We start from the raw sequence: 25,173 nt of genomic DNA on the forward strand, positions 1-25,173 counted from the left end.
AAAATATGACAGATGTTTCCGCCGAACGCATTCGTAATTTTTCTATTATCGCTCACATCGATCATGGGAAATCAACACTAGCCGATCGCTTGTTGCTGACAACTGGTACGGTTGCGGAACGGGTGATGAAGCAGCAGTTTCTCGACAATATGGAGTTAGAACGAGAGCGCGGCATTACGATTAAGTTACAAGCGGCTCGGATGAACTATCAAGCAAAGGACGGAGAAGCTTACGTCCTGAATTTAATTGATACCCCAGGACACGTTGACTTTTCTTATGAAGTGTCTCGCTCTTTAGCAGCGTGTGAGGGAGCATTATTAGTTGTCGATGCTTCCCAAGGAGTAGAGGCGCAAACTCTAGCAAATGTCTACTTAGCCTTGGAGCATGACTTAGAAATCATTCCCGTATTGAATAAAATTGACTTGCCAGGGGCAGAACCAGAACGGGTGATTGAGGAGATCGAACAAATTATTGGCTTAGATTGCAGCAATGCAATTTTAGCATCGGCAAAAGAGGGAATCGGCATTGACGAGATTTTAGAGGCGATCGTCCAGCGCGTACCACCTCCACGTAATACGATTAACGATCCCTTACGGGCGTTAATTTTTGATAGCTACTACGATAGTTACCGAGGCGTAATCGTCTATTTTCGCGTCATGGATGGTACGGTGAAAAAAGGCGATCGCGTCCGTTTGATGGCATCGAAAAAAGAATACGAAATTGACGAATTAGGTGTCCTCTCTCCAAATCAAAAGCAAGTCGAAGAACTGCACGCCGGAGAAGTCGGTTATCTCGCCGCCGCCATTAAAGCTGTAGCCGATGCGCGGGTGGGCGATACAATTACCCTAGCAGCAAAACCAGCAACTCAGGCTTTACCAGGTTACACCGAAGCAAAGCCGATGGTATTTTGCGGGATGTTTCCCACTGACTCAGACGAGTTTGAAAATCTGCGCGATGCTCTGGAAAAGCTGAGGCTTAACGATGCAGCCTTGCAATACGAACCGGAAACCTCAAGCGCGATGGGGTTTGGTTTCCGCTGCGGTTTCTTGGGATTGTTACACATGGAAATCGTCCAAGAACGTTTAGAACGCGAATACGATTTAGATTTGGTAATTACAGCTCCATCGGTAGTTTACAAAGTAGTTACCAACAACGGCGAAGAAATTTATGTTGATAATCCCAGCAAGTTACCAGCACCCAACGAACGGGAAAGCATTGCTGAACCCTACGCTCAAGTAGAAATGATTACGCCAGAATCTTTTGTTGGCACGTTGATGGAGTTGTGTCAAAATCGGCGGGGAATCTTCAAAGATATGAAATATCTTACCCAGGGGCGGACGACATTAACTTATGAATTGCCTTTGGCAGAGGTAGTCACAGACTTTTTCGATCAAATGAAGTCGCGATCGCGCGGATATGCCAGCATGGAATATCATCTGATTGGCTACCGCGAAAATCCCTTAGTCCGCCTAGATCTGATGATCAACGGCGATCCGGTAGACTCTTTAGCAATGATCGTCCATCGTGACAAAGCCTATGGTGTCGGACGCGCGATGGCAGAAAAATTGAAAGAACTGATCCCCCGCCATCAATTTAAAGTCCCCATCCAAGCCGCCATTGGCAGCAAAGTTATCGCCAGCGAACACATTCCCGCACTGCGTAAAGACGTACTCGCCAAATGCTACGGTGGTGACATCAGCCGCAAGAAAAAACTCTTGCAAAAGCAAGCTAAAGGTAAAAAGCGAATGAAAGCCGTCGGTACGGTAGACGTACCCCAAGAAGCATTTATGGCTGTACTAAAATTGGATGGTTCGCAGTAGTGGGTGGCTGGTGGCTAGTGGCTAGTGGAACCAGAATTGCTTCCTTGTCCCCCTTGTCCTCGCGACTCTTCCAGCAGGCGATCGCCAAGAAGATCTAAATTAGTATCAGTATCTTGCCATTTTCCCAGAACCATGAATAAAATCGTCGTCGGTCTTTCTGGTGGAGTTGACAGTTCCACCGCCGCCGCCATTCTACATAACCAAAGATATGATGTCGTTGGTCTGACCCTTTGGCTGATGAAAGGCAAAGGACAATGCTGTTCGGAGGGAATGGTAGATGCTGCGTATATCTGCGAACAATTGGGTATTCCACATCACATTGTCGATATGCGGGAAGTTTTTCAAACCCACATCATCGACTACTTAGTCTCTGGATATAGCGACGGTATTACCCCACTACCCTGTTCGCAGTGCAACAAAACGGTAAAATTCAGCCCTATGTTGCAGTATGCTAGGGAAAAATTGGGTGTAGACAAAATTGCGACGGGACACTACGCTCGAATTACTCACGACCCAACATCGGGACGTTATCAATTGCGACGAGCTGTAGATCGTAATAAGGATCAGTCGTACTTTTTATACGATTTGACCCAAGATGTTTTAGCAGGTGTCGTATTTCCATTAGGCGAAAAACTAAAAGCTGAAACGCGCCAAATCGCCTCCGAATACAATTTGAAAACAGCCGACAAGCCAGAAAGCCAAGACTTGTGCTTGATTGAAAGTCACGGTTCTATGCGGGAGTTTTTGGATAGATACATTGCTCCCAAAAAAGGCGAAATTATCGATGCTACTGGTAAGGTACTCGGACAACACGATGGCGTGCATCATTATACGATTGGGCAGCGCAAGGGTTTGGGAATTGCCGCAGCCGAACCCCTGTACGTGATTGGCTTAGATCCGGTAATGAATCGAGTGATTGTGGGCGATCGCACGACTGCTAACCAGTTAGAATGTACCGTTGGGCGGGTAAACTGGGTTTCTATCTCCGAACCCAATGCACCGATTCGCGCTCAAGTTCAAGTGCGATATCGTTCGACTGCGGTAGATGTAACAGTGGTTCCTTTGGCAAATTCTCGCGTCAAGTTGGTATTTGACGAACCCCAATTTAGCATTACCCCCGGACAAGCTGCTGTTTGGTACGACGGTGATGTTGTCCTGGGTGGTGGAATTATTGAAAAGCCAGCACAGAATTGATTTCGTATACACGTAGGGGCGCACAGCTGTGCGCCCCTACAAGTTATATATTTCACCCAATGTAGAGACGTTACATGTAACGTCTCTACAACAACGCCTCTACAAGGATTATCGTTTAGCCAGCTTTTTCGATAGCTTCCGCAGCCGAATCGATTTAGGGGTCACTTCTACTAACTCGTCGGGTCCAATGTACTCTAGAGCGCGTTCTAGGCTCATGTCTACGGGTGCTTGCAACTGGACTAGTTCATCACCGCTAGCAGCACGGTGGTTGGTTAGCTGTTTGGTTTTGCAAACATTCAGTTCTAAGTCTTGCGGGCGGTTATGTTCGCCCACAATCATACCTTTGTAGACTTTAGTACCTGGAGTGATAAAGAATACGCCTCTGTCTTCAGCATTCTTCATGGCGTAGAAGGTGGCTACTCCCTCTTCAAAAGAAATCAGTACGCCGTTGCGACGGGCTTCAATTTCCCCAGAAATAGCACGGTATTCGAGGAAGCTGTGGTTCATAATTCCTTCACCACGAGTCATCCGCATAAACTCACCTCGGAAGCCAACTAATCCACGGGCGGGAATGACGAAATCGAGTTGAGTGCGTCCGTTACCCCCAACTTGCATATCTTGCATTTCACCCCGACGCTGTCCCAGGCGTTCGATACAACTACCTACGGCTTCTTCCGGTACGTCTAACACCAGATATTCAAACGGTTCGCAGGGTTGTCCACTGACTTCGCGATAGATTACCTGTGGCTGAGAAACTTGGAATTCGTAACCTTCACGTCGCATGGTTTCAATTAAGATTCCCAAGTGGAGTTCGCCGCGTCCCGAAACTAAGAATTTATCGGGGGAGTCGGTTTCTTCCACGCGCAGAGCGACGTTAGTTTCCAATTCTCGCATCAAGCGATCGCGTACCTGTCTGGAAGTCACAAAATTTCCTTCTTGTCCGGCAAAGGGCGAGTCGTTGACGGAAAATGTCATTTGTAAGGTCGGCTCGTCCACTTTAATCAGTGGTAATGCCTGGGGTTCGTTAGGACAGGTAATCGTTTCGCCAATATTAGCATCGGCAAATCCGGCGATCGCAATAATGTTACCCGCAGATGCTTCTTCTTGGTCGATCCGTTTTAAACCCTCAAAGCCCATCAATTTTGTGACTTTGCCTTTAACAATTTCCCCCGTGTCGCGGATCAAAGCGGCTTGCTGTCCGACGCGGATCGTACCATTATGGATTTTACCAATCGCAATTCGTCCTACATACTCCGAGTAATCTAGAGTCGTGACCTGCAACTGCAATGGCTTTGCCGGATCGCCTACAGGTGGTGGAACGTGACGTAAAATCGCATCAAATAGGGGCTGCATGTCTACCCCTTCTGCTTCTAAATCTTCTTTGGCATAGCCGCTTAAACCAGAAGCAAATAAATAAGGGAAATCGCACTGGTCATCGTCTGCACCCAGTTCCAAAAACAGATCCAAAACTTTATCAACTGCACCGTGAGGATCTGCCTGGGGTCGGTCAATTTTATTAACCACAACAATCGGGCGCAGTCCCTTTTCTAGGGCTTTTTTCAGCACGAAGCGCGTTTGCGGCATCGGTCCTTCGTTGGCATCTACAATCAAGATACAACCGTCAACCATGCCCAAAACTCGTTCGACTTCGCCGCCAAAGTCAGCGTGACCGGGAGTATCGACAATGTTGATCAGCGTTTCTTTGTAGCGCACCGCTGTATTTTTTGACAAGATGGTAATGCCTCGCTCTCGTTCCAAGGCATTTGAGTCCATCACGCAATCAGGTACGTCTTCCCCTTCGCGGAAGATGCCAGATTGTCTCAGGAGGGCATCAACGAGAGTAGTTTTGCCGTGATCGACGTGGGCGATAATGGCGACGTTGCGAATGGGGAGCGTCATAAGGGCGTTCCAGAGTTTTGTATAGGATAATTAAGCTGATACAGTGTTAGCAGCCTTTAGCAGAATTGAGTCAATAATAGCAATTCTGTAAATATGCCTTAATAATTGTAGCTTATGAGGGGAGTCGGGAGTCGGTACGATCGGATTGTCGATCGCGTTTCCTCAAATACAGTGCGTAATGCTGCTACAGAATCCGAGGGAAGGATTTGTTCGATTACCTGCAAGATTTGCTTCCATTGGTCTAACTCAGTCTGGGAAGCTGCTTGCTGCAATTTTTGCTGGTAGAATGCTTCCCAAAATTGGGGGGCTTGTTTTTTGTGCTTGGCAAACCGCTTGCGCCAGCGAAAAAAATCTTTGTTTGTTGGCGGTTCGACTCCGAGGATCGGAGGTAAATCGGCATAGCTGACAAACGTACTCACGCCTTTACCGACAACGTGGATGACGTAGCGCCAGCAGTCGATTTTGTAGATTTGCTCTGGTTGCAAGTTAAGGCAAAGAGCGATCGCTTCTGTGGTAACAAATCGCGCTAAAGGATGAATATACTTTGCTTGCGTGTTTTCTGTTGCTATCATATTAATGAATTCTCACTTTGTAGTGAAAAATCTCTACTCCTGGTAGCGATTTTCTACTTTGTGGGTTGTATTTTGACAAAGCGGTCGTCACAGTTTGCCAGACCAGGGCGATCGCTTTTAATAGATTTAAGTATTATAGAACGCTTCAGCTGACAAGTCAACGGCATGTCAACAAACGGATTAGTACGATTAAAAATTAGAGAATTTGCTGCAAAAGAAGGGTGGACGTTAAAAGAAGTTTCCGACCGATCGGGAGTAGCTTACGGTACAGTGAAAACTTATGCTGCTTCTCCTGGAATGGCAATGGCAGATATTAACGCATTGCGGAAGTTAGCACAGACTTTTGACGTGATCATCGAAGACTTACTAGAAGTCGTAAAAGAATAGGCGATCGTTAATCTTAACTGACTGCAAAATCGAATTACCTATAGTGAATGACTCAACTACCGCAATTACATTGCTCGATATGCAGTACATACATTTGCAGATAGATTTAAAGGATACAATTTGAATCTATCAAAAATACATTGTTATGAATAATACTAAAGAATTTTACGTTATCATTGAACGGGATGAAGATGGATATTATGTAGGAGAAGTTCCTCAGCTTAAAGCCTGTTACAGCCAAAGCGAAACTATTGACGAGCTAATAGCAAATATTAAAGAAGTCATCGAACTTTGTTTGGAAGAAGAGGAGTACGAAAACTTACCGGAGTTTGTAGGTATCCAAAAGGTAGTAAAATAATACCAAAAGTACCTGCTGTTACAGGCAGTGAAGTTATTCATGCTCTTGAGAAAGTGGGCTTTCAAGTAGTTCGACAAAAGGGCATTTATGTCAGAATGCAGCATGAAGACGGAAGAGTAGTGACGATTCCCGTTCATGCTGGTAAAAATGTCGGCAGAGGTCTACTACGTAAAATCTTACGTGATGCCAAGATGACAAGAGAAGAGTTGATAGACCTGCTTTGAAGAAAATGCTTTCCAGCCGCTTTATCGAAGCACTGACTTACGCTACAGAACTCCATGCAAAGCAAGTGCGTAAAAGTTCCGGCGTGCCTTATATTTCTCACCTGCTAGGCGTAACCAGTATTGCTTTAGAATATGGAGCAAACGAAGATGAAGCGATCGCAGCTTTACTCCATGATGCAATTGAAGACCAAGGGGGTGCGGCGACAAGAGAAGAAATTCGCCGTCGTTTTGGCGATACAGTTACCGCGATTGTAGACGGTTGCACCGACGCAGAAACAATCCCCAAACCACCTTGGAGACAGCGCAAGGAAGCTTATATCGCCACTATTCCTCAAGCATCCCCATCGATAATTTTAGTCTCAGCTGCCGACAAACTACACAACGCCAGGTCGATCTTAAAAGACTATCGCACTTTAGGCGAAACCGTATGGGAACGATTTAAAGGTGGTAAAGACGGTACGCTATGGTACTATCGCGCCGTTATCGAAGCTTTTATCGCTAGAGAAAAGACACCTTTAATTAAAGAATTAGAACGAGTCGTTGCAGAATTAGAACAACTAGTGAAGGATGATAATAGGTAATTGGTAGTTGGTATTTGGTAGTTGCGAATCACCTATTACCTATTACCCATTACCCATTACCTCTGCTTATGGCAAACGTCCGTCTAGAAGATATTAAGCGCCGATTTAATAATGTCACTGCGATCGAAGATATTACATTTGAAGTTCCTGATGGAGAATTTTGGGTACTGGTGGGACCTTCGGGATGCGGTAAGTCCACGATTTTGAGGACGATCGCGGGATTAGAAACAGCTACATCTGGCAAACTCTATATTGGGGACACGCTGATGAATGATATCCCCGCCAGACAGCGCGATGTCGCGATGGTATTTCAAAATTACGCCCTCTACCCTCACATGACGGTAGCAGAAAATATCGCCTTCGGATTGCAAATGCGGCAAGTCGATCGCAAAATTATCAGAGAACGAGTAGAGACAGTAGCGCGATCGCTTTCTTTAGAAAATCTACTCGATCGCAAACCCAAACAACTATCGGGGGACAGCAACAACGGGTAGCATTAGGTAGAGCGATCGCGCGTCAGCCACAAGTATTTTTATTAGATGAACCCCTATCGAATTTAGATGCTCAATTACGAGACGATACGCGGGCAGAATTAAAACAGTTACACGCACAATTAGGTGTAACAACTGTGTATGTCACTCACGATCAAGTTGAAGCGATGACATTAGCCGATAAAATTGTCGTATTAAATCGCGGCAAGATTCAACAAATCGGCGCACCACAGGAAGTTTATGCCCATCCAGCTAATCAGATGATAGCAACTTTTTTGGGCAACCCTCCAATGAATATTATGCCTGCTATTTATACAAATCAAGGTTTTCAGATAGGGGAACAACACATTTTTTGTCCGATAGAAATACAACAGAAATTGAATTTAGCACCAGGAAAACCTGTAGATTTAGGAATTCGTCCTGAGTGTATTTATGTCAATGAACCACTCAGCAGCCAAAACAAGACACGCGACTCGCTACTCACGACTCACTTAAAAGTAGTAGAACCATTGGGAAGAGAGATTTTAATTAAAGGCAACGTACCAGGAACGAGCGTATTATTAAACGCACAAGTGAGTCCTAATGTCAATTTACGTGTAGGCGATCGCTTATTTCTGCAACTAGATTTAGATTGTTTATTTGTCTTTGAACCAACTACTGGCGATCGATTGTATCCATAGTAAAACGCAAATTCCCCCTCAGATAGAGCAGCAAGTGCGATCGCACGTGTTACAATTCTTAATAATTGACAAGGAAACAGAGCAGGGGACGCTTTCAGTATTCCTCTGCCTTTTTATTTGGTTATGTACCCAACATCTGCAACTGGTGCAAACCTGCGTACAACCCACCAAGCTGTATCAACTCCTCATGAGTTCCAGACTCGACTAATTCACCCCGCTTCAAGACAAAAATTCGGTCTACATTGCGAATTGTGGAAAGACGGTGAGCAATAATAATTGCCGTTCGCCCCTCTAGCAAGCGTTCCAAGGCATCTTGAATCGAAGCTTCCGTACCCACATCCAAACTAGCCGTAGCTTCATCCAGTACGAGGATATGAGGGTTACGAATTGCCGCACGCGCAAACGCCAACAATTGCTTTTGTCCGCTAGAAAGATTCGTACCGCGCTCTCGCAACTGAGTATCGTATCCTTGGGGTAACTGCTCGATAAACTGTGCCACATTCGTATTCTCTGCGGCGGCGCGGATCTCTTCAAAAGAATAAGTATCCCCCAGTGTGATATTACTTTTCACATCTCCCGCGAAAATAAAACCTTCTTGCAGAATCACACCCATCCGACAGCGCAATTCTGCCTGCGGAATATCTCGAATATCAACTCCATCCACTAATATTCGTCCTCGTGTCGGTTCGTAGAGACGACACAGCAGCCGAATAATCGAACTTTTTCCCGCCCCCGTAGGACCAACTAAAGCAATTTTTTCTCCTGGACGAATCGTAAAATCTAAATCTTTAATCACATAATCGTCATTTTTATAAGCAAACCAGACATGTTCAAAACGGATTTCTCCGACATGGGTAGTTGGTTGTTGGTTGTTGGTAGTTGGTTGTTGGTGTATCTTGAATTCCGAATTCCGAATTCCGAATTCCGAATTCTCAACCGGATCGCGAATCTCAATTGGTTCGTCTAAAATATCGCTGATGCGCTCAACAGCTGTAAATCCGGCTTGAATTGCAGTAAATTTTTCCGCAAACTGGCGTAAAGGATCGAATAATCGTTGAGCAAATAGAATAAATGCAGCAAGAACGCCAAATTCTAATCTTTCTTGCAGGACAAAAATACCACCCAACCAGAGTACCCCTGCAACTGCTACTAAAGCTACCCATTCTAAAGTTGCCGAGACTGCTGAATCGTGAAAGATCGTTCTATCTACCTCACGAATATAGTTTAAATTCGTGGCGCGAAATAGTTCGGCGTTGAATTGTTCGCGGCGAAACATCTGTACGACGTTAATCCCAGAAATATTCTCTTGTAAGGTGGAATTGAGTAAAGATAGTTCTTCTCTAGCTTTATAATTGGCTTTCCGATATTGCTGCTGAAAGAAAATAATTAATCCCGTGACTGGAAATAGCATCAACAACAGCATTAAAGCGAGTTGCCACTGTTGCTGAAACATGAGAGCTAAAATTACTAACATGGAGAATAGATCGCTGATAATACCTATTGCTCCAGTTGTGAAGACATCTCCTAATGCTTCCACATCGCTTGTTAAGCGAGTAATTAATTTTCCCACAGGGGTGCGATCAAAAAAGCGAACTGCTAAAGATGTAACGTGTGCAAAGAGATCGTTGCGAATATCTGCTGTCATTTGTTGTCCGACTTTTTGCACTAAGTAGCCTTGCACGCCTGAAAAGATGAGACGAACTATCACTGTTAACAGCAACAAACCTTCCAGAATTTGTAAACCCTGCCCCAGAGGTAGATTTTTGAGAAAATCGTAGGTATTTGGTTCTTTACGAATGAGGGAGATTGCTTGACCGATCAAAATTGGTTGAACGGCATTGGCGATCGCTACTGGAACTAGCAAAACCGTGGAAATCAACAATAACCTACCGTGACGGCGACCGTAAGGAATTAATCTTAGGAACAATCGCCAATCATTCTGGCGGCGGCGATTTCTGACGGGTTGGGATACGGGCGCTGATGTCGTCATGCTGCAACCTTTAATGGACGATCGGTCATCTAAAATACATTTTCTTAATTTAGCGCTAGTACTGACTCAAGATCGCTCTCATTCTGGCTAGATTTTTGCAGGCGATCGCTCAGTTTTTCTATTTCTGATGAGGAGGTTACCCGAATCTGCCTAATATGGAGCGATTCAATGCCTACTATCCGTCTGCTACTAGTCTTAATCAAAAAAATATGAAAACTACATATTACATTCACCGTTTTTCAGTATTATTATCAGTAATCCCTGTATCAATCTTTATCTGAAACTATTGCGATCGCTACAATCTTCTGGCAATTTTTTATGCCAGATATATTATTTTGCATATTCATATGATTCAAATACTTAATCCTGCATAAGTTTCGTACTTAAATTTTGTATTTCAATCTTTTTAGCTTGCTTTCAAAAGGAGAAAATTTCTAATTTAACTTATTTGATTTTATAGCAATCTAATTTGATTCATGAACGTGGAGCAGGCTTCTAGCCTGCGGCTGGCTAGAAGCACAAATCATTTAGAACTGCTATAGCAGTTTCTCGTATAGAGACGTTACATATAACGTTTCTATACGAGCAATCAATTTCACGATTAACTATTAAGAATTAAGAGTTAAGAATTAAAAGCAAATGAAAGTAACAACTATAGAAACCGCGTACCCACTTTCACCAATGCAGCAGGGAATGCTGTTTCATAGCCTCCACGCTCAACAATCTGGAGTTGATATCGAGCAGGTAATTTGTTCGATCCGCGATCGCCTCAATATTTCTGCTTTTATTCAAGCATGGCAACGAGTTGTGGAACGCCACCCAGTTTTAAGAACGAGCTTTGATTGGAAAAGCGATCGTCAACCATTACAATGCGTCCACCTACAACCCGCTATTGAGATAGAACGAGAAGATTGGCGTAGCTTGTCAGCGATGGAACAAGAACAACAGTTGCAAGTATATCTTCAGCGCGATCGCGCCCTTGGCTTTCAGATGGATCGCTTGCCATTAATGCGTTTAGCTCTGGTGCAGCTCGGCGATCGTGACTACCGCTTGATTTGGACTTTTCATCATGCCATATTAGACGGTCGGTCTTTGCATATAGTTCTCAAAGAAGTTTTTACTTTTTACAATGCTTTCTGCCTGGGAGAGGACTTAGAAATACCACAACCTCGTCCTTATCAAGATTACATCCAATGGTTACAGCAAGATTGGTCAAAAACCGCCAACTTTTGGCAACAACGACTCAAAGGCTTTACTGCACCAACTCCATTAATAGCTAACTCAACATTAGCTAAAACCTTAAATACAGACTTAGAGATCGTCGATCGCAGTTTTGGCGATCGCGAACTGCGACTGTCAGAGCAAACGACAGCGATAATAAAATCTTTGGCACAACAACACCAGCTCACGCTTAACACTTTGGTACAGGGAGCTTGGGCTATACTACTGAGTCGCTACAGTCGCGAAACCGATATTGTCTTTGGAGCCACGAGAGCTTGCCGTCACTCCTCTGTAGCCGGAGCTGAGTCTATGGTAGGACTGCTGATTAATACCCTACCAGTGCGGGTCAATGTCTCGCCAGAGCAACAGCTTTTACCGTGGTTGCAGGAATTGCGATCGCAGTGGGTGACTTTGCGCGACTACGAACATACTCCTTTAGTCAAGATTCAAGGTTGGAGCGACGTTCCAAGTGGTACGCCTCTATTTAACAGCCTTTTGGTATTTGAAAACTACGAATTGAATTCGGCTTTACGCGCTCAAGGTAGTCGATGGCAAAATCTAGAATTCCGATTAGAAGAACAAACAAATTATCCGCTCACCTTAGTTAGCTGCGCCGCACCAGAACTTTTACTCAAACTTAAGTACGATCGGCAAATATTTGACGATGCAACAATTGAGCGAATGCTAGGACATTTGCAAACTTTGCTGTCGAGCATAGCAACAAACCCCGAGCAGTGCATTGGAGCATTGCCCCTGTTGACAACAGCAGAACGCGATCGCATCGTGCGGGAATGGAACGACACCGAGACAGACTTTTCCCAAGATCTTTGCATTCATCAGCTATTTGAAGCACAGGTAGAACTGACACCCGAAGCCGTTGCTGTCGTTTTTGAAGATCGACAGCTCACTTACAGAGAACTGAACTGGAGAGCCAATCAATTAGCACGACACTTACAGCAATTAGGCGTGAAGCCAGGAGTACTAGTTGCGGTATATTTAGAGCGATCGCTAGAGACAGTCGTAGCAGTCATGGGGATTTTGAAAGCGGGGGGTGCATACGTACCGCTTGAACCCAGCTTTCCCAAAGCACGCATTCAACTACTGCTTTCTTCACTGGCGATCGATTGTCTGGTAACGCAAACTTCACTGCTACCAAATCTTGACGAGATTCAATCTCAACTTCCGGCGCTACAACACTTAATTTGTTTGGATGCTGAAAAACGTGACATTGGTAGGGGCGCACAGCCGTGCGCCCCTACAAAAGATACAAAGAAAATATTCGATCGCCAAATTTGGCTGCGTGCAGATCTGGATCGACTCCCTACCGACAACTTACCCCTGTCCGCTAGCTCAGATGATGTCGCCTACGTAATCTTTACCTCTGGTTCCACCGGAACGCCGAAAGGAGTTGTAGTTCGCCATCAACCCGTCATCAACTTGATTCAGTGGGTAAACAAAACTTTTGCCGTCAACTCTTCCGATAGAGTTTTATTCGTCACATCTTTGTGCTTCGACCTGTCAGTTTATGACATTTTCGGGCTTTTAGCCGCAGGTGGATCGATTCGAGTCGTATCTAACCGTGACGTACAAGATCCAGAAGCTTTGTTGCGCATATTGCGTGACGAACCAATTACGTTCTGGGACTCTGCACCACCTGCACTGCAACAACTCGCTACTTTTTTCCCCAAGATTGAATGGGGCGATCGCTATCCCCAACTGCGGTTAGTATTTATGAGTGGTGATTGGATACCAGTAAAGTTACCAGACACACTCAAAGCTACATTCCCAGGAGTTAAAGTCATTAGTCTCGGCGGAGCAACCGAAGCCACAGTCTGGTCTAATTCTTATCCAATTCAAACAGTCGAGCCGCATTGGGTGAGCATTCCCTACGGCAAACCAATTCAAAATGCCCGCTACCACATTCTCGACTCTTATCTCAATCCCTGTCCGGTTGGCGTGGCTGGAGAGTTACATATTGGTGGCAAATGTCTTGCCTCTGGCTATTTAAATCAGCCCGAACTCACTGCACAAAGATTCATTCCCGACCCCTTTAGCGACGATCCAACAGCACGACTCTACAAGACGGGAGACTTAGCCCGCTATCTCCCAGACGGCAACATTGAATTTCTCGGTCGCATCGACCATCAAGTTAAAATTCGCGGTTTTCGCATCGAGTTGGGAGAAATTGAAACCGTACTGGCACAACATCCACAAGTGAGAGAAACTGTCATCCTGGTACGGGAAGACGAGCCAGGAAATAAGCGATTAGTGGCGTATGTCGTAGGACATCAGCCTGCACCTGCTACAAGCGAACTGCGGCGTTTCCTTCAGGAAAGATTACCAGAGTACATGGTTCCTGCTGCTTTCGTGGCGATCGCCGAAATCCCACTCACTCCTAACGGTAAAGTAGACCGTCGCGCTTTGCCAATTCCCGATCGCGATCGACCCGACCTAGAAAAGGCTTTTGCTGCTCCTAGCAACGCCGTGGAACTCCAGTTAACCCAAATTTGGTCGGAAGTTCTAGGTATTCAATCAATTGGAGTCAGCGATAATTTCTTCGAGCTAGGAGGACATTCGCTGTTAGCCGTACAGCTATTTACCCAAATCGAAAGTAAGTTTGGCATAAAACTTCCCTTAGCAACTTTGTTTCAAGCACCAACAATCGAGCAACTAGCCAATATACTCGGTCAACCGCAACAGTTAGTTTCTTGGTCTTCATTAGTGGCAATTCAGCCTCACGGAGATCGATCTCCTTTATTCTGCATCCACGCGCTGGGGGGAAACGTTCTCGGCTACCAAAAGTTAGTTCGTCATTTAGGTTCGGAACAACCTGTTTATGGATTGCAAGCACGGGGGTTAGATGGTAAACAAAACCCTCACACCAAAGTTGAAGACATGGCAGCCGATTATATTCAAGAAATGCGGACGGTTCAGCCCAATGGTCCCTATCTGTTATGCGGCTTTTCCAGTGGAGGTACGGTAGCTTTTGAGATGGCGCGACAGTTACAAGCGCAGGGTGAGGAAGTGGCTTTACTCGCCATGTTCGATACTTACAGCCCCCGTTTATTTATTCACAATCCCTCGCTATTTCGCACAATTTATACTTACTTGCATACTCTTTGCCGGTTGCCGCTACCAGAAAAACAAACTTATTTTCTGCAAAAGTTAGATTGGATACACTCGCTGTTGACTGGCAAACAAAGCAGTAAATATGACCTGTGGAACAACTACGCTTTATCTGAAAATGCCAACCCTTACGATATGGTGCTAATTGAGGCGCTAAAGCAGGCAACAATGGTAGATTACGTTCCGCAAAGTTACTCCGGTCGAGTGGCTCTGTTTACGAGTAAAGAAGTTTTGAGATGGTGTTACTCTACACCCGATCGCGGTTGGAATAGCTTTGTCGAGCCAGGAGTCGAGATCCATGAAATACCTGGTACGCATTTGGGTTTGTTGGACGAACCAAACGTGCAAGTATTAGCTTCTAAACTCAAGAATTGCTTGGAGCAAGCACAAGTTGGCGATCGCACGTTAAGCTTAGTCGGTAACAGTTGTGTCATGGAGCTGTCAATCGGCTGATTGCTGACAAAATCGTCGTTTGCAGTTCTGTGTCGCGAGCGATCGCATTCTTGCTAGAGATACTATCCGCTAAAATACAAACAAGAAAGTACAAACAAGCGCGATCGCTCGTTGTTTATTCTCTAGCTTGCAGATGTCTACAGAAGTTTACCTCCTGTTCGAGAACCTGCTGTTTTTTGCGATCGCCACGTCCTTTTTTGCCCTCGTTGGCTGGGCGTGGAGACACTCAAAACCTTTTTATCTTCCCGAACCACTGCCTGAGTGGTTCAAAATATGGTTTGGTACGGTACAGATTATCGGATTATTGCTACCAATAGCTGCTTTGGTGTGGGGAATTTGGCAGGGCTACTCCAGCATTTTAACTGTACTGATACCATACTTAGTCATGCTGGGTCTGCAAATTCTTTCCGAAATTGTCACCCTGAGATATTTTCATACTGTTGTGTGGGTCATGGTTCCTTATCTTTACTTGCCTTATCGTATCTGGCAGCTGTATGAAGGCATGACACTACTAAGCCCAACTGATGAACTGCTTTGGATAAAGAATTTATTACTTGTCAATATTGTGTTGTGGGCTTTGAACTACGCTCTCGATTTATCCCAACTACCAAGACTATTGCGCTGGGAAAGTAAGTAGTAAGTAGTTAGTTTTTGGTTGTTGGTAATATCGATTATCCGTCACTTAATAACGCTTCAAACTCTGCCTTTAAACCATTGACATCTGCTACTCTTGCTACTAATAAATTATCTTTACCCCCAGCATCGTCAAAACGAGATTTCCAATACTGAACCGTGTCTGAGTTACGCATCCAAAAACTAACGACGGTATCGATGACTTGCTCTAAATTCCAATCTTGTTTGTAGGGAATAGTTTCTATCGATTTTAAAAAAGCATCCAAGGTACATTTGTATGCTCCTAAATACTCTACTCCTCGACACTGAGGAACTTGTACGACTTGCTGTTGATGTTGAAAAAAGTAGAGAATCGGCGACACCCCTACAATTTCAAATGTATATTCCATCTCGATCTCCTAATATCAGTTATCAGTTGTTAGTTGTCAGCGCTCGGTAGCTAAGCTCTTTTCTAGTCACCAGCCACTAGCCACTTAATAGTCCTTATTATTAGCAATTGTTATAGCTGTAATTAAGGTGAGTTGACATCCGAAAAAAGGCGGAGAATGAGCTATATCATGAGAAATATTAAGTTAAGAAATTAGCACTGTTGGCTCTTGAGTGCTAAAAAGTAACGGACAAAAATTAGCACTAAAGTACTTTGAGTGCTAACCTGAAAAAGGCGTTATAGTATTTTATCTAAAACATTAAAAAGAGTTGTTCAGTATTTTTAATAACTTTTTTGCAATCTTGCAGACAGATTTTTTAGGTGAGCTGGCGGCGCTAACAGCTGCTTGTTTGTGGGCAATATCTTCAGTTATCTACGGACGCATCGGACAACGTATTCCACCACTAGAATTAAATATTCTCAAAGGCGCGATCGCGATCGCCTTACTTGTTTGTACGCTATTGTTACAAAAATCAACATTTTCAGATGTTACTCCTACTACTTTAGGCTTACTTCTACTCAGTGGGGTTTTAGGAATTGGGATTGGAGATACAGCGTTCTTCTTTGCTTTAAATTACTTAGGTGCTAGACGCGCCTTGTTAATGGAGACTTTATCACCTCCTCTTGCAGCAATTTTGGCATTGATTTTTCTGCAAGAACAGCTCAGCATGAGTGCGTGGTGCGGCATTCTACTAACTATTCTAGGTGTGGCTTGGGTAGTTACAGAACGAGTACCAAATTTAGGAGAAAGGCATACACGCATACAACGAGGTGTTGGTTTTGGGATTTTAGCCGCGATCGCCCTTGCTAGTGGTGCTGTCATTTCTCGGATCGTACTAACTACCAGCAATATTAGTCCTTTATGGGCAGCTTTATTGCGATTGTGTGGCGGCGTATTGGTTTTGTTACCCTGGGGATGGCAGAGGCAGCACCACAGGCGCTTTGAGTTCAAAAGCATAAATGCAAAGATTATGGTAGCAATTTGCATTGCTGCTTTTGCTGGCACTTACTTAGGAATCTGGCTGCAACAGGTAGCAGTCAAGTTTGCAGTTGTAGGAGTTGCCCTCACGCTGAGCAATACCAGTCCTTTATTTGTCATTCCTATAGCTGTTTGCTTGGGAGAAAGAATCAGTCTTAGAGCGATTTTAGGGGTTTTTGTAGCCCTAAGTGGTATAGCTGTACTGTTGTTATCGCGTTGAGTAACGCAGGCGACGTTTCATTCTTTCTGTTTCAGAGCGAGTCTTGAGTATTTCTGCTATAGTTCTTGAGATAAAACTATGAATTTCTGATAAAGGTTGCTTCTACCTAGAAGATTGTACTTTTCGCAAAAATAGCTGCAATAAAACTGCAATAAAACTGCACTAAATCTGCACAATTGCGGCATAATAATAAATGAAGTGCAGCTAAGTTTTTCTCTGCTTTATAAAGAGATAGACAAAAACAAAGAGAGACGGTAAGATAATACCATTCGTTGGCGATTTGCTCAAATATAAAAAAATTATTAAAAAATTATTAATAATATATTTTTAATATTATTTAGGTAAGAAAATTAATTATAACGATAGCAAATACAGCTAAATAAACTTTTTAAATGAAATTATATTCAAGTGGTTTCGCTACCCAAATCTAAGCTCTAGCAAAGCTACGAGCTGTTTGGGTGACAAATTTTTAATGAAAATAGTTGCAATAAGCACCATTGCCGATGGCGATCGCTACGAGAGCTTCAAAGTAACTTTTTTTACCAAGTTGTGCGGTAATCCTTCTCAAGACAGCGGCAAGCTGCAAAGTTAGGTTGTAATTATTGGATTGAACTTCTCTGTCTTCTGCTAGTCAGTCTGACAGAGAAAATTTTTCAACCAATCTACAAATAATCAAACAAACCTGGTAAGAGGAGCAAAGAACATGGCAACTATTGAAGGAACATTTTCCGATGACAAACTTTCCGGCAGTCTCGATACTGCTGAGAGCGATTTTATTTACGGCTACGATGGCAACGATAAACTTTACGGTAGAGATGGAGATGACTCTCTATGGGGAGGCAACGGTAACGATAGATTGAAAGGCGGATCGGGCAATGACTTACTAGATGGCGGTTACGGAGACGACACTGTATATGGTGGAACAGGTAACGATACTCTATACGGTTTCAACGGTAACGATGTTTTGTTTGGAGATGGAAACAACGATAACTTAATTGGTGGATTTGGCAACGATGTTTTAGATGGAGGAGAAGGAAACGACATCATTGATGGTGCTGGAGGAGGTGCATACATTGGTAGTTCAGTTAGTCGCGGTGCTAATGAAATAGATGTCTTGACGGGAGGTGCAGGAGCAGATACCTTCAGGCTTGAAGGTGGTGCTGGGCGTGATGGCGCAGGTACATCTTACAGATTTGCTGGCAATAACGATTACGCTCTCATTACAGACTTCAATCCTCTTGAAGATACGATCGTTTTAAGAAGTATTGACACATCTGGACCATCATTTATGCAAACACAAGTCACCTACAGCTTAGGTGCAGCACCAAGCGATTTACTCCTACAAGGAACGGGAATTTATGCTGAATTTGCTAACAATCCTGGCACGCAAGAACTTATCGCTATTTTGCACGGAACCACACCAGAATCAGTTAATATTGGTGGAAGCTACTTCAAATACGTCAGCTAACAACGTATTTCAAAATAAGCTTAAGCTGAAAAATTAATTGCTATTTGCCAGCTATTTCACTAGATTTTTTAAGTCTTAACTACAGAATAGAACTATTTAACCTACTGAGAAACGCTGACCGAATTTGAATAAGTAACCAAGAGCTGTCCGTACTAACGGCAGCTTTTTTATTTACAGATATAGTTCCTAGCCATTTTTCTAGGTCTTCCTCTCCCCATTTTTCTGATGTCATCTATAGTATCAGTTCGGCATGATGATGAGTAATCAGTTGTTGAGAAGAAAGGGAGCAGGGAGTAGGGAGCAGCGACAAATGGCAAATGACAAATGACCACTTGCTAAAAGGAAAAATGATATGGAGTCGCCATCAATTGAGAGTAATACTTTGCTAGCACTTTCCAATAATTTAGCTGATGCAGTCGAACGGGCAGGTCGTGCCGTTGTTGCTGTAAATGCACGTCACCGTATTCCTTCCACTGGCGTTCACTGGCGCAATGGTATCATCGTTACTGCCGAACATACGGTAAGGCGGGATGAGGAAATTGCTGTCAGGCTACCAGACGATCGCACGGTAGCTGCAACTTTAATCGGTCGAGATTCCAGCACGGATTTAGCTGTACTCAGAATACCAGATGTCCAATTACCTACAGCAGAAATTGGCGATAGCGGTACTTTGCAAGTTGGAAACTTAGTGTTAGCTGTAGCACGTCCTGGTGAGAGCGGTTTAAGTGCTAGCTGGGGAGTTGTTAGCGCCAAAGGTATTGGTGTTACACAACGAGATTGGTGTGGCAAACAGACTGAAGGATTGCTCAAATTAGATTTATCACTTTATCCTGGTTTTTCTGGCAGTCCATTAGTAGATGCGAAAGGTAGTGTTGTCGGTATCAATACTGTTGGTCCTCGTAATATGGTGCTAGCTATACCTGTTGCGACTGTTAACCGCGTTATTGACACCTTATTGGAAAAAGGCAAAATTGCCAGGGGTTATTTGGGTTTGGGAATGCAGCCCGTGTTACTACCCGACAATCTGAAAAATGCGTTGAACTTATCCAGTAACGGGGGCGTAATCGTCGTCAATATCGAATCCGATGGTCCCGCCGATCGCGCTGGCGTATTCATTGGCGACGTACTCATTTCCCTTGATGGTAGAGCGATCGCCGACACCGGAGACGTGCAAGCAATGCTCGGCTCGGAGTCTGTAGGTAAAACCCTCAACGCACAAGTGATTCGAGGCGGCGCGTTATTAACAGTACCGATCGCGATTGGAGAACGTTGATATGACTACACTAAATGACGAACTAGCAAGTGTTGCCGCAGCTTTGAGCCGTTCTACGGTACAGATACAAGACCGAAGATTTGGCGGCGGCTCTGGTGTAATTTGGCAAGCTGATGGTGTCATTATTACGAATGCTCACGTCATTAGGAGCGATCGCCCTACAGTCAAACTTGCAGACAATCGGGTACTCGACGCTGTATGTACTAACCGCGATCGCCTACAAGATTTAGCTGTATTGAAGGTTGATGCTACCGATCTACCAGCTGCTCCGATTGGAGATTCTGACACGCTGCGAGTCGGTCAGATGGTGTTCGCAGTTGGTAATCCACTAGGTATAACAAATGCTTTAACAACTGGAATTATTCACACAGTCAGTTCCAAAAATCAAACTGGCAAAAATCAAACTGGCAAAAATCAAACTGGAACCTGGATACAAGCAGATATTCGCTTGCGTTCTGGGAATTCTGGTGGCGCTCTTGCCGATACTCAAGGTAAAGTTATCGGGATCAACACCGCGATCGCAGGTGGTTTAGGCTTAGCTATACCTAGCAATATAGTAGAGCGTTTCTTACGGCGTGGTACAGTTAAACCTTATCTAGGAGTGACTCTCCAGCCTGTGGCAATCGGACGGAGATACAGGCGCAGGTTAGGTTTATTAATTTTGGCAGTACAAGCAGATAGTTTAGCTGAATCTGCTGGATTATTAACTGGCGATGTATTAACAGGAGTAGCCGGACGAGGTTTCACTGACATTTCAGATTTAGCCGAAGTTCTTTGGCAGTTTTCCCCAGGAGATTTACTGCAACTCAATTTGATTCGTGCTGGCAAATCGGCGATCGCGCAAATCCAAATTCCAGATAAGTCGGGAGCAGTAGCGGCGTGATGCGGGTTCTGGTTGCTGCCACTAATCCGATTGTCCGTGCGGGTTTAGAGAGTATCGTGCGGACAAATCCCGATTTATTGACAATTGGTAGTTCTGCCGATCCAGTTACCTTAGCTGCGGCGATCGCAACTCATAACCCTGATGTAGTTCTGATCGAGCTGAGTTTACCAGAAGGAGAGCCTGTCAGTGAAAAATTAGTTGCATTATCAGAAGTAGGAGAATTACCAATCGCCATTCTTATCGACACTGAGGATCGAGATCGCCTACCCGAACTGCTTCGTTCTGGTGTCAAAGCCATCTTACCGCGATCGGCATCCGCAGAAGAGATTTTACAAGCTGTAGAAGCTGTTGCAAGTGGATTAGTTGTATTGCACGCCGATGCGATCGATCTTCTCCTTACTCTTTTACCAATGAGCGAAAGAGTTGTAGAAGCAACGACACCACTACAAGCATTAACTTCCCGCGAAATTGAAGTTTTGGGAATGCTAGCTGAGGGGTTGGGCAATAAGGCGATCGCCAAGCGTTTAGGAATCTCGGAGCATACGGTTAAGTTTCATGTTTCCTCTATCTTTAGCAAACTCAACGCCAGCAGCCGTACAGAAGCCGTGACTTTAGGAGCAAGACAAGGGTTGATTATGTTGTGATTGGTAGTTGGGTGGTGCGTGGTGCGTGTTGCGTTGCGCTCAGGAGCAGGGGTGTAGGGTGTAGTAAGTGGGGTGTAGTAAGTGGTATTTTTGCTCCCTCAGCAACCTTGCGCTTCCTCAGCTCAAGAGCAGCTCTCTTCCTCCCTGCTCCCTGACAACTGCTTCTGGATAGAAAAAAGTGAATGAGTAGACTCTAACTTATTAATGAGTAGAAACTCTTACTATGGTGCGATCGCTACCGTTTCTGGAATCGCTATTCTAATAACTGTAGATAATAAAAGAACGCACTGGATGGGGGTTACGCCGTTGTGACCCAGAGCCATTAGCTGAAGGAGAGCGATGTCAGGCAAATGGACAGTGTTAATATCAGTTCTAAACGGTGTGGAGTTTTTATCGCTTCCTCCACTTCGTTACTACCAAGGGGAGGCGAAACCCTCCATCAGAACGGTCTGAGGTAGTTCACGTTTAGAGTTGTCTTTTATATCTAACTATATGTTAATCATTCAGCCGCTTAGAATGCGATTGTATTCTGAGCGGCTTGATATTATGAATTATACTTTTTATTTGGAGTTACTGTTTGCGTATCTACTTTAGATTATTCTATCTTTATAAATTAGATATAGATCTTTAGGGGCGCACATCTGTGCGCCCCTACGAATGTATTTCAAACGATTTATTTACTATTAGTGTTATGCTAGCTACAAAATAAGTACGCTGACAGTTCTATTAATTTCGATATTTTCTAAAGCAAATACTATAATTCAACAAAAGTTGTAAACATTTTTTTAAGTTATAAGAATATTTAATTAAATGTTTAAAATATTAGAAGTCTAAGATTAATGTACGAAAAAATAAACTAAAAAATTATAAGCATAACCACAGCATCTAGAAAAATCGATCTAGGATATAGGCAGTAAAAACCGATGCTTAAAATTACGGTTTTACTCACTGGCAGCTGGTCTTCTCATGCCTAAATTAGAAAAGGAAATACTTCAGAGTTACCAACTTTGAGGGAGCGAGAAAGACAAGCACAGCGGAATCAAGGCTGAAAAGCTAAACAGGAGATTTTTATGACTCAGGCAACAGATCGTCCCTCCCAAGTCACTACAATGGCTACTGCGATCGCGGGAAACGAAATTAGCAATTCTTTAGAAAAAGCGATCGTGCAAGCTTTAGAAGAAGCGCGTGCTGCGTGCCAAACTTCAGGTGACAGTTCTAGCGAATGCGCGGTAGCGTGGGACATTGTGGAAGAATTACAAGCAGAAAGAAGCCATCGTGAAGCGGCTCAACAAAGAAATAGTCTCGATCTCTACTGTATAGAGTATCCAGAATCGCTTGAATGTCTGATTTACGATGTGTAGTTGTAGAGGCGTTCTACGGAACGTCTCAAGCTGTCATATAGTAGCGATATTCGTCGCTACCGACAACCTGAAATCCCAATCGCTCGTAAAGCTTTCTGGCGGGATTTACTTTAATAACGTTAAGGCGCACCTGAATTCCTCTACTTTTACCTAATTCTAAAAGTTCGCCAATTAATTGAGTACCCAACCCTCTATTTTGATAATCAGGTAATATGGCAATGTAGTCAAGCAAGAGAAAATTGCCTTTATCCTCGATCGCAATACAACCAATTTCTTTTTCCTCAAGACACAAAATTTCAAAAGGCGACTCGTCTAGGTTTTGGTGGGACTGACGAAACAACTCTACTTGCTGTTGGTCGTCCCAGCCCCAGGTTTGTTCGACATACAGCCGAAAAGTCTGCTGGTGCAAGTCATGCAAAAAATCATAATCTGCTTGCGTTGCTTGCCGACGCTGAATGTCTTTCATACTTTGTAAGTTAACTTGTAGCGCGATCGATTTGCTCTACTTCATCTGAAGATAGTTGAATTTGGGCAGATTTGACAGAATCTTCGATACTACTAGCTTTACTCGCACCAGGAATAGGCACTACACAAGGGGATTTTGCCCGCAGCCATGCTAAGACGATCGCGTAGACAGAGACACCCTTCGTTTTGGCTAATTGAGCGATCGCGGGAATGTCTGGCAAGCTAGCAACGCGACGGCTACCCCCTAAAGGACTCCAAGGCAAGAAAGTCAAACCTTCACGTTCGCAATATTCTAATACTCCATCTGTCTCTGGTTGTCGCTGCCAGGGATTATATTGGTTTTGAACGGAGACGATATCAACTACGTCGCGGGCGCGTTTAATCTGTTCTACAGAGAAATTAGAAACACCAACATACCGGATCGTTCCCGCTGCAACGGCTTCTTTGGCAGGAGTGAGAGATTCCTCGATTGTATAGTTTGGATCTGGAGCGTGATATTGCCACAGATCGATCGGTTTTTCTCCTCCGAAAGCGTCAAAACTAATCCGAATCGTCTCCCGCAAGTGGTCTGGATTACCATTGCGCGTCCAACTTCCGCCAGGACGCATTAAACCGCCTTTGGTAGCAACAACTACGTTACTCGCATCACCCTGATATTGTTGCAACGCTTGATGAATTAAACGCTCGTTGTGGTGTTTATCTGACTCGTCTTTGCAATAAGAATCAGCTGTGTCAATCAAAGTTACACCTAAATCGAGAGCGCGATGAATAGTCTCAATCGCTTGTGCTTCCGGTGGTCTGCTACTCAATGACATTGGCATTCCACCTAGACCGATAGCGCTGATGGTGACACCAGTATTCCCTAGTTGTTTTGTTTCCATCACTTAAGATTCCGTGACGTGTTCCTCTCGCCCATTCTATCTTTCTGCACAGACGTTGGCGGCGATCGCGCCAGCAGGGTACATTATTTAACGCGCCCTACTAATAAAGCCAACTCTAGCCATTTCCAATAACAATCAACATCTGTAAAACCAATTTCTCGCAACCATTTAAGTTGAGTTTCTACATCTAATAATATATTTGATGGATCGTCTGGCTCATCTGCAATTCCTATTGCTTGACGAAAGCGATCGTGTAAATTTTGAGTCGGCGAAGCAACATGCTCCAAGTTGCAAAAAACTCCGCCTGGTACTAGAAAATTAAAAATTTCTTCGTAGAGAGAACGCTTGCGATCGTGCGTTAAATGATGAATCGCAAAGCTAGAAACAACAGCATCAAAATGACCCAAAGATGGTAGAGGATCGTCTAAATTGTGAGCTATTATCTCTACTGTTTCATCTTCAGCAAAACGCTGACGAACCGCTTCTAGCATCGTCGGAGAAAAATCGATCGCCACGCTTTGAACTTGCGGACGATCTATTTTTAACAAACCCAGCAAACGACCATCCCCCGTCCCCAAATCGAGAATTCGCTCTACCGTTTTTGGCACTTGTTCTAACAAAACGCCTTCTCCCTCAGTCCGATGGGGAATTTTGTCTGCTTTCGCGAGATACCATAAAACGTGGTCAGCATTAGTCCAGAGATTTGTCTGCATTGTAGGGATTGGGAATTAGGGACAAGGGGGACAGGGGAGACAAGGGAGACAAGGGGGACAAGGGGGACAAGGGGGACAAGGGAGACAAGGGGGACAGGGGAGACAAGGGGGACAGGGGAGACAAGGGGGACAGGGGAGAATAATAACCAACTACCAACTACTAACTACCCATTACCCATTACCCATTACCAACTACCATTGAACCTATTTCCCCACCGATAATTCAACAG

23 protein-coding genes and 1 pseudogene are annotated in these 25,173 nt (G+C 44.2%); 17 read left to right on the forward strand and 7 right to left on the reverse strand.

Annotated features, from left to right (window positions below; all coding sequences use genetic code 11):
• Positions 1 to 5: 5 nt before the first annotated feature.
• Together lepA and mnmA are read left to right on the forward strand one after the other, a co-directional pair.
• Entirely contained in the window at positions 6 to 1,820 is a 1,815-nt protein-coding gene (lepA, locus tag M5J74_RS00385; RefSeq protein WP_015152177.1) for a translation elongation factor 4, read from the forward strand.
• A 132-nt stretch (positions 1,821 to 1,952) separates the two neighbouring features.
• Complete coding sequence (gene mnmA, locus M5J74_RS00390; RefSeq protein ID WP_250014886.1) at positions 1,953 to 3,014, forward strand: tRNA 2-thiouridine(34) synthase MnmA; 1,062 nt, start codon at positions 1,953 to 1,955, stop codon at positions 3,012 to 3,014.
• Between the two features lie 108 nt (positions 3,015 to 3,122).
• Here the strand turns inward: mnmA and typA are convergent, their stop codons facing one another.
• Both typA and M5J74_RS00400 read right to left on the reverse strand, forming a co-directional pair.
• Positions 3,123 to 4,913 (reverse strand): translational GTPase TypA, encoded by a 1,791-nt coding sequence (gene typA / locus M5J74_RS00395; protein ID WP_015152179.1) that lies wholly within the window; start codon positions 4,911 to 4,913, stop codon positions 3,123 to 3,125.
• Between the two features lie 98 nt (positions 4,914 to 5,011).
• A complete protein-coding gene (locus tag M5J74_RS00400; RefSeq protein WP_015152180.1) occupies positions 5,012 to 5,485 on the reverse strand; it encodes a hypothetical protein in 474 nt (157 codons plus the stop codon).
• A 165-nt stretch (positions 5,486 to 5,650) separates the two neighbouring features.
• On the opposite strand from M5J74_RS00400, the gene M5J74_RS00405 reads away from it, so the two are divergent.
• The 6 genes and pseudogenes from M5J74_RS00405 (at position 5,651) to M5J74_RS00430 (ending at position 8,206) form a co-directional block, all read left to right on the forward strand.
• The gene (locus tag M5J74_RS00405) at positions 5,651 to 5,872 is read left to right on the forward strand and encodes a helix-turn-helix transcriptional regulator (protein WP_015152181.1); all 222 of its coding nucleotides are present in this window, start codon (positions 5,651 to 5,653) and stop codon (positions 5,870 to 5,872) included.
• A gap of 145 nt (positions 5,873 to 6,017) precedes the next feature.
• On the forward strand, positions 6,018 to 6,230 hold the full coding sequence (locus M5J74_RS00410; protein WP_015152182.1) for a type II toxin-antitoxin system HicB family antitoxin: 213 nt from the start codon (positions 6,018 to 6,020) through the stop codon (positions 6,228 to 6,230).
• Positions 6,230 to 6,454 carry a type II toxin-antitoxin system HicA family toxin gene (locus tag M5J74_RS00415; protein WP_371934100.1) on the forward strand — a complete coding sequence of 75 codons (225 nt, stop codon included), beginning with the start codon at positions 6,230 to 6,232 and terminating at the stop codon, positions 6,452 to 6,454. The genes M5J74_RS00410 and M5J74_RS00415 overlap by 1 nt, the downstream gene beginning before the upstream one ends.
• A gap of 5 nt (positions 6,455 to 6,459) precedes the next feature.
• Complete coding sequence (locus tag M5J74_RS00420) at positions 6,460 to 7,035, forward strand: HD domain-containing protein (RefSeq protein WP_250017185.1); 576 nt, start codon at positions 6,460 to 6,462, stop codon at positions 7,033 to 7,035.
• 68 nt (positions 7,036 to 7,103) lie between these two features.
• Positions 7,104 to 7,525, forward strand: a pseudogene (locus M5J74_RS00425) (ABC transporter ATP-binding protein); the annotation flags it as partial.
• Between the two features lie 138 nt (positions 7,526 to 7,663).
• Positions 7,664 to 8,206, forward strand: a complete 543-nt coding sequence (locus M5J74_RS00430) for a TOBE domain-containing protein (RefSeq protein ID WP_250017186.1) — start codon at positions 7,664 to 7,666, stop codon at positions 8,204 to 8,206.
• 121 nt (positions 8,207 to 8,327) lie between these two features.
• On the opposite strand, the gene M5J74_RS00435 is transcribed toward M5J74_RS00430, so the two are convergent.
• Entirely contained in the window at positions 8,328 to 10,196 is a 1,869-nt protein-coding gene (locus tag M5J74_RS00435) for an ABC transporter ATP-binding protein (RefSeq protein WP_015152186.1), read from the reverse strand.
• A gap of 639 nt (positions 10,197 to 10,835) precedes the next feature.
• On the opposite strand from M5J74_RS00435, the gene M5J74_RS00440 reads away from it, so the two are divergent.
• Both M5J74_RS00440 and M5J74_RS00445 read left to right on the forward strand, forming a co-directional pair.
• Positions 10,836 to 14,996: an amino acid adenylation domain-containing protein gene (locus M5J74_RS00440; protein ID WP_250014887.1), complete on the forward strand. Its 4,161-nt coding sequence runs from the start codon at positions 10,836 to 10,838 to the stop codon at positions 14,994 to 14,996.
• Between the two features lie 133 nt (positions 14,997 to 15,129).
• Positions 15,130 to 15,633, forward strand: coding sequence for a hypothetical protein (locus tag M5J74_RS00445; RefSeq protein WP_250014889.1), 504 nt, complete (start codon positions 15,130 to 15,132; stop codon positions 15,631 to 15,633).
• Positions 15,634 to 15,667: 34 nt separating this feature from the next.
• Here M5J74_RS00445 and M5J74_RS00450 read toward each other — a convergent pair whose 3' ends face one another.
• Positions 15,668 to 16,018, reverse strand: coding sequence for a hypothetical protein (locus tag M5J74_RS00450; protein WP_106216805.1), 351 nt, complete (start codon positions 16,016 to 16,018; stop codon positions 15,668 to 15,670).
• Positions 16,019 to 16,358: 340 nt separating this feature from the next.
• On the opposite strand from M5J74_RS00450, the gene M5J74_RS00455 reads away from it, so the two are divergent.
• From M5J74_RS00455 to M5J74_RS00480, 6 genes are all read left to right on the forward strand, one after another.
• Complete coding sequence (locus M5J74_RS00455) at positions 16,359 to 17,255, forward strand: DMT family transporter (protein WP_250014891.1); 897 nt, start codon at positions 16,359 to 16,361, stop codon at positions 17,253 to 17,255.
• Positions 17,256 to 17,958: 703 nt separating this feature from the next.
• Positions 17,959 to 18,723 (forward strand): calcium-binding protein, encoded by a 765-nt coding sequence (locus tag M5J74_RS00460; RefSeq protein ID WP_015152191.1) that lies wholly within the window; start codon positions 17,959 to 17,961, stop codon positions 18,721 to 18,723.
• A gap of 352 nt (positions 18,724 to 19,075) precedes the next feature.
• A complete protein-coding gene (locus M5J74_RS00465; protein ID WP_106216803.1) occupies positions 19,076 to 19,996 on the forward strand; it encodes a S1C family serine protease in 921 nt (306 codons plus the stop codon).
• A 1-nt stretch (position 19,997) separates the two neighbouring features.
• A complete protein-coding gene (locus tag M5J74_RS00470; protein ID WP_250014892.1) occupies positions 19,998 to 20,879 on the forward strand; it encodes a S1C family serine protease in 882 nt (293 codons plus the stop codon).
• Entirely contained in the window at positions 20,879 to 21,523 is a 645-nt protein-coding gene (locus M5J74_RS00475) for a LuxR C-terminal-related transcriptional regulator (protein ID WP_015152194.1), read from the forward strand. Before M5J74_RS00470 ends, M5J74_RS00475 begins: the two co-directional genes overlap by 1 nt.
• A gap of 1,070 nt (positions 21,524 to 22,593) precedes the next feature.
• On the forward strand, positions 22,594 to 22,884 hold the full coding sequence (locus M5J74_RS00480; protein WP_015152195.1) for a Calvin cycle protein CP12: 291 nt from the start codon (positions 22,594 to 22,596) through the stop codon (positions 22,882 to 22,884).
• A gap of 25 nt (positions 22,885 to 22,909) precedes the next feature.
• Here M5J74_RS00480 and M5J74_RS00485 read toward each other — a convergent pair whose 3' ends face one another.
• From M5J74_RS00485 to M5J74_RS00495, 3 genes are all read right to left on the reverse strand, one after another.
• Positions 22,910 to 23,350: a GNAT family N-acetyltransferase gene (locus M5J74_RS00485; protein WP_250014894.1), complete on the reverse strand. Its 441-nt coding sequence runs from the start codon at positions 23,348 to 23,350 to the stop codon at positions 22,910 to 22,912.
• 10 nt (positions 23,351 to 23,360) lie between these two features.
• A complete protein-coding gene (locus M5J74_RS00490) occupies positions 23,361 to 24,230 on the reverse strand; it encodes an aldo/keto reductase (protein ID WP_250014896.1) in 870 nt (289 codons plus the stop codon).
• Between the two features lie 83 nt (positions 24,231 to 24,313).
• Positions 24,314 to 24,943 (reverse strand): class I SAM-dependent methyltransferase, encoded by a 630-nt coding sequence (locus M5J74_RS00495; RefSeq protein ID WP_250014897.1) that lies wholly within the window; start codon positions 24,941 to 24,943, stop codon positions 24,314 to 24,316.
• Between M5J74_RS00495 and M5J74_RS00500 the strand changes: the two genes are divergently transcribed.
• Positions 24,911 to 25,165 carry a hypothetical protein gene (locus M5J74_RS00500; RefSeq protein ID WP_250014899.1) on the forward strand — a complete coding sequence of 85 codons (255 nt, stop codon included), beginning with the start codon at positions 24,911 to 24,913 and terminating at the stop codon, positions 25,163 to 25,165. The genes M5J74_RS00495 and M5J74_RS00500 overlap by 33 nt on opposite strands.
• The last annotated feature ends 8 nt before the right edge of the window (positions 25,166 to 25,173 follow it).

Source organism: Chroococcidiopsis sp. CCNUC1 (assembly GCF_023546805.1).
Taxonomy (GTDB): domain Bacteria; phylum Cyanobacteriota; class Cyanobacteriia; order Cyanobacteriales; family Chroococcidiopsidaceae; genus Chroococcidiopsis; species Chroococcidiopsis thermalis.